Raw genomic sequence first — 1,167 nt, 5'->3', positions numbered from 1 at the left:
CGTGGCCGGTGGCGGCGAAGACGAGGACGCCGGCCAGGGCGAACACGTCGCCCGCCGGGGTGTGTTCCTCGCCGCTCGCCTGCTCCGGCGACATGAAGGCGGGCGTGCCGGCCGCCGCTCCCGTACGGGTGAGGTGGTCGTCGCCGGCCGCGCGGGCGATGCCGAAGTCGATGATCTTCGGGCCGTACGCGGTGACGAGGACGTTCGAGGGCTTCAGGTCGCGGTGGACCACGTCCGAGGAGTGCAGTTGCGCGAGGGCCCCGGCGAGCGCGGCGCCGAGGGCGCGGACGGTCGGTTCGGGGAGGGGGCCGCCGAGGGCGACGGCGTCGTCGAGCGGCGGGCCGAGGACGTACTCGGTGGCCAGCCACGGCGTCTCGGCCAGCGGGTCCGCGTCGACGACCGCCGCGCCGTGCCGCGCGCCGATGATCCGCGCCGCGTCCGTCTCCAGGCGGAAGCGGGAACGGAACGCGGGGTCGGTCGCCAGGCGGGCGTGCACCGTCTTCAGGGCGACCGTACGGCCGCCGGGGGTGCGCGCCAGGTACACCGTGCCCATGCCGCCGGAGCCGAGGCGGGCGAGGAGGCGGTACGTGGCGACGGTGGCCGGGTCGTCGTGGGTCAGGGGCGACAGCATGAGTCAGTCAGGTCCGGGAGGTGGTGTCGGTGGGGAGTTCGGCCGCCAGGAGTTCCGAGGACTGGCGGGCCAGCGCCGCCACCACCCTTCCCGGCAGCCAGCCGGGGGCGAGCAGGGTGCCGGCCGAGTTCAGGACCGTCCCGTGCGTGGTCGGCGGCGCCAGGGCCGTCATCAGGGCGGCGGCGGTCGGGCGGTCCGCCGGGTCGCGGGCCAGGCACGCGGAGACGATCGGCCGCAGGGCGGGCGGGAGTTCGTCACGTTCGGGGACCGTGTGGCCGGTGGCGGCGTACGCGAGGACCGCGCCGAGCGCGAAGACGTCACCCGGCGGGCGCGGCCGGCCGCCCGACGCCTGCTCGGGGGCGAGCGCGCCCGGGTCGAGGCCCGGCAGGCCGGTGCGGGCCTCCCCGTCGGCGCCTGCCGCCCGTACCGCGCCGAAGCAGCTCAGCCGCGGTCCTGCTCACAGCCGACGGCCCCCGGCTGAGCTGCTTCGGCGCGGTGCGGGCGTCAGGCGCCGACGGGGAGGCCCGCACCGGCCT

Annotated in this window: 1 protein-coding gene and 1 pseudogene; both read right to left on the bottom strand. The window is 77.6% G+C overall.

All coding sequences use genetic code 11. The features are described from left to right. A partial coding sequence (locus tag CCN56_RS38225) for a serine/threonine-protein kinase (protein ID WP_143664775.1) occupies positions 1-631 on the bottom strand: 631 nt, incomplete at its 3' end. Between the two features lie 7 nt (positions 632-638). Beyond that, positions 639-1,085: pseudogene (locus CCN56_RS38220) on the bottom strand (serine/threonine protein kinase); the annotation flags it as partial. Positions 1,086-1,167 lie beyond the last annotated feature (82 nt).

The sequence above is a fragment of the Streptomyces sp. NRRL B-24572 genome (assembly GCF_002156145.1).
GTDB lineage: Bacteria > Actinomycetota > Actinomycetes > Streptomycetales > Streptomycetaceae > Streptomyces > Streptomyces vietnamensis.
Note: the sequence above shows the minus strand (reverse complement) of the source record. Positions and strands in the feature narration are given on the sequence as shown.